Annotated in this window: 3 protein-coding genes; 1 reads left to right on the top strand and 2 read right to left on the bottom strand. The window is 72.3% G+C overall.

The features are described 5' to 3' along the window. Positions 1 to 80 precede the first annotated feature (80 nt). On the top strand, positions 81 to 1,670 hold the full coding sequence (locus ACOV8S_RS24555) for an ABC transporter substrate-binding protein (protein WP_448320350.1): 1,590 nt from the start codon (positions 81 to 83) through the stop codon (positions 1,668 to 1,670). Positions 1,671 to 1,822: 152 nt separating this feature from the next. Here ACOV8S_RS24555 and ACOV8S_RS24550 read toward each other — a convergent pair whose 3' ends face one another. Beyond that, positions 1,823 to 2,494, bottom strand: a complete 672-nt coding sequence (locus ACOV8S_RS24550) for a response regulator transcription factor (protein ID WP_351112560.1) — start codon at positions 2,492 to 2,494, stop codon at positions 1,823 to 1,825. 54 nt (positions 2,495 to 2,548) lie between these two features. Beyond that, positions 2,549 to 3,493: a RecB family exonuclease gene (locus ACOV8S_RS24545; protein ID WP_448320349.1), complete on the bottom strand. Its 945-nt coding sequence runs from the start codon at positions 3,491 to 3,493 to the stop codon at positions 2,549 to 2,551. Positions 3,494 to 3,815 lie beyond the last annotated feature (322 nt).

Genomic DNA, 3,815 nt, shown 5'->3' with positions numbered 1-3,815 from the left:
GGCGGGAGCCGTCCCTCCGCACCGCGGACGGGCTCGGCCGAGCCCGGTTTCCGTTCCGAACGCACGACAAGGCACATCACGTGAAGAGACATCATCGGTGGCCGCTCAAGCCCGCGTCGGCCGCACTGGCGGCGGTCCTGCTCGCGGGCTGCGGCACGGGGGAGGAGTCGGCGCAGAGCACCGACTCCGAGGTCGTCGTCGGCATGACGGACGACGTGCTCGCCACCGACCCGGCCTCGGGCTACGACCCGGGTTCCTGGCTGTTGTTCAACAACGTCTTCCAGTCGCTCCTCTCCTTCCCGCGCGGGGCCATCGAGCCGGAGCCGGAGGCGGCGGAGGAGTGTCACTTCGCCGACGACAAGGCGCGGGTCTTCCAGTGCACCCTGCGCGAGGGCCTGGAGTTCAGCAACGGCGACCCGTTCACGTCCGAGGACGTGAAGTTCACCTTCGACCGCATGCTGAAGATCGACGACCCGTCGGGCCCCGCCGTCATGTTCGCCTCGCTCGACGAGGTGGAGGCGCCGGAGGAGACGAAGGTCGTCTTCCGCCTGAAGTTCCCGGACGCGACCTTCCCCAGCAAGATAGCCTCGGGCGCCGGATCGATCGTCCCGCGGAACGAGTACCCGGCCGACAAGCTGCGGGAGGACGGCAAGGCCGTCGGCTCGGGCCCCTACCGGCTCGACTCCTTCGACGACGACCAGGCCGTCTTCTCCCTCAACGAGGGGTACAAGGGCACCGCGCAGACGCGCAACGAGGGCGTCACCCTCAAGCTCTTCCACGGTGACCGCACGCACCTGAAGGACGCCCTGACCAAGGGCGAGGTGGACGTGGCCTACCGAGGCCTGTCCGCCGGCGACATCGCGGACATCGAGGAGAGCGCCGACCGCCACGAGGAGATATCGGTCCTCGAGGGCTCCAGCGCCGAGGTCCAGCACCTGGTCTTCAACGTCAAGGACCCGGTCGTCGGCAACCCGGGCGTCCGCAAGGCCATCGCCTACCTGCTCGACCGCGAGGCCCTGATCGACCAGGTCTACGAGCAGACCGCCACGCCGCTCTACTCGATCGTCCCGGCGGGCATCAACGGCCACAACACCGCCTTCTTCGACACCTACGGCGGCAAGCCCTCCAAGGCCGCCGCGCAGCAGGCGCTGACCGAGGCGGGCGTCACCAGCAAGGTGAAGCTGACGCTGTGGTCCACCCCGGACCGCTACGGCCCGTCCACGGACCAGGAGTTCAAGGCGATCGCCAAGCAGCTCAACGACAGCGGACTGTTCCAGGCCGACGTGAAGTCGGTGAAGTTCGACAAGTACGAGAAGGACATCGCCGACGGCAAGTACGGCGTCTACGTCAAGGGCTGGGTGCCGGACTACCCGGACCCGGAGAACTTCACCGCCCCGTTCTTCGGCGAGGGCAACGTCCTCAGCAACAACTACGAGAACAAGACCATCACCGAGGACCTGATCCCGGCGACCGGCGCCCAGCGGGAGCGGGCCTCCACCTCCCGCGACTACGGGGAGCTGCAGGACATCGTCGCCGAGGAGCTTCCGATCCTGCCGATCTGGCAGGCCAAGCAGTACGCGGTCGTCCGCGACGGCGTGTACGGCCTGGAGAAGTGCCTGGACGCCTCGACGGTCTTCCGGTTCTGGGAGATCAGCAAGGACGGCAGCTGATCCCACGCGGCACGACGGCGCCCCCGCCACCCGGTCTCCCGGGCGGCGGGGGCGCCGTCGTCGTGCGTCGTCGTGCGTCGTCGTGCGTCGAGCGTCGCGCGGGGCCCGCGGGCGGTTCCCCGGCGGGGTCGCCGGCGAGCGCCGGCGGCCGGTCAGCGGCCGCCGGGGCGCACCAGACCGCTCTCGTACGCGTAGACCGCCGCCTGCACCCGGTCGCGCAGCCCCAGCTTGGTCAGCACGTGCCCGACGTGGGTCTTCACCGTGGTCTCGCCGACGAACAGGTCGGCGGCGATCTCCGCGTTGGACAGGCCGCGGGCCACCAGCTTCAGCACCTCCACCTCACGCTCGGTCAGCGTGCGCAGCGCGTCCGGCACGGTCTCCTCGCCGGACGGCAGGTGGGTGGCGTACTTGTCGAGCAGCCGCCGGGTGACGCTGGGGGCCAGCATCGCCTCGCCGGCCGCCACCACGCGGATCGCCTGCACCAGTTCGTGCGCCGGGGCGTCCTTCAGCAGGAAACCGCCGGCGCCCGCGCGCAGCGCCTCCACCACGTACTCGTCCAGGTCGAAGGTGGTCAGCACCAGCACCCTGGCCGGTCCGTCCCGCTCCGGTCCGGTGATGCGGCGGGTCGCCTCCACGCCGTCCATCCGCGGCATCCGGATGTCCATCAGCACCACGTCCGGCTGCAGCGCCCGGACCTGCTCCACCGCCTGCCGGCCGTCACCGGCCTCGCCGACGACGGCGATGTCCTGTTCGGCCTCCAGGATCATCCGGAAGCCGGTGCGCAGCAGAGGCTGGTCGTCCACCAGCAGGACACGGATCGCCACCTGAGATCTCCCTCGTTCATCGCCCGGCGCGCGTCCCCCGGCGGCCGGCCCGGCTCATTCTGCCGTGCCCGCCCGGGGCGCGGGCAGGGAGACCGGCAGCGGGTACGGCGGGGGAGTGCCGCCGAACTCGGGACAGTGCGCCTGGTGGTCGCACCAGTCGCACAGCTTCCCGCGGCGCGGCCGCCAGTCGCCGGTCGCGGTCGCCTGCGCGATCGCCTCCCACAGGGCGAGCAGCTTGCGCTCGACCCGCCGCAGATCCTCGGGGGCCGGGTCGTACGTCACCACGTCGCCGCTGCCGAGGTAGACCAGCTGGAGCCGGCGCGGCAGCACCCCCTTCAGCCGCCACACCACCAGGGCGTAGAACTTCATCTGGAACAGGGCCTCCTCCGCGTACTGCGGGCGGGGGGCCTTGCCGGTCTTGTAGTCGACGATCCGCACCTCGCCGGTGGGCGCCACGTCGACCCGGTCGATGATGCCGCGCAGCCGCAGGCCGGACTCGAGCTCCGTCTCCACCGTGAACTCGCGCTCCACCGGCTCCAGACGGGTCGGGTCCTCCAGCGTGAACCAGCGCTCCACCAGCCGCTCGGCCTCCTCCAGCCAGCGGGCGAGGCGGACGCCGTCGGGGTCGTCGGCGAACAGCTCCGCGACCTCGGGACGGCTCTCGCGGAGGCGCTGCCACTGACCGGGAAGCAGGTCACGGGCGCGCGGCGCGGTCCGCTCGGCGGCGGGCGCGTCGAAGAGGCGCTCCAGCACCGCGTGCACCAGCGTGCCGCGGGTGGCCGCCTCGCTGGGCCTCTCCGGCAGCCGGTCGATCACCCGGAAGCGGTAGAGCAGCGGACACCGCATGAAGTCCGCGGCGCGCGAGGGGGACAGCGACCGCGGCGGTGCGGGGGCGCGGGTGCCGGCCGGGACGCCCGGGGCGGCCCCCGGCGCGGCCCCTGTCGCGGCGTCCGGGGTGTCGTCCGGGGTCCCGGCGGGGTCGGCGGTGCTGGTCTCCATGGCCTTAGACCTTACGGCCCGGCGCGGACAGCGGGGGCACGGAACGGACATGGGCACGGTCACAGGGGGAAAGGCTCAGGGGGGTGCCAAGGCGTGCGAAGCGGCCTCCGCCGCATACCATCGACCTCGAGCCGCTCCACCGCACGCGGGCGCGTGGAGGGCGACGCTTTTCGATCGAGGGGACTGACGGCGTGGAGCAGAGCGGCGCGAGCGAGGATCCGCGGCCCGAGGGCGACGCCACGCCGCCCGTCCCGCCCGCGAAGCCCGCCCCCGCGCCGCTGCCCGAGGAACCCGACGCCGGCGCGACCGCGCGGGCCAGGGG

This window comes from Streptomyces sp. CO7 (assembly GCF_053474865.1).
Note: the sequence above shows the minus strand (reverse complement) of the source record. Positions and strands in the feature narration are given on the sequence as shown.

Excerpts from the sequence above, each read along its gene's own strand:
- ACOV8S_RS24545 (WP_448320349.1), bottom strand. The coding sequence starts at position 3,493 with ATGGAGACCAGCACCGCCGACCCCGCCGGGACCCCGGACGACACCCCG.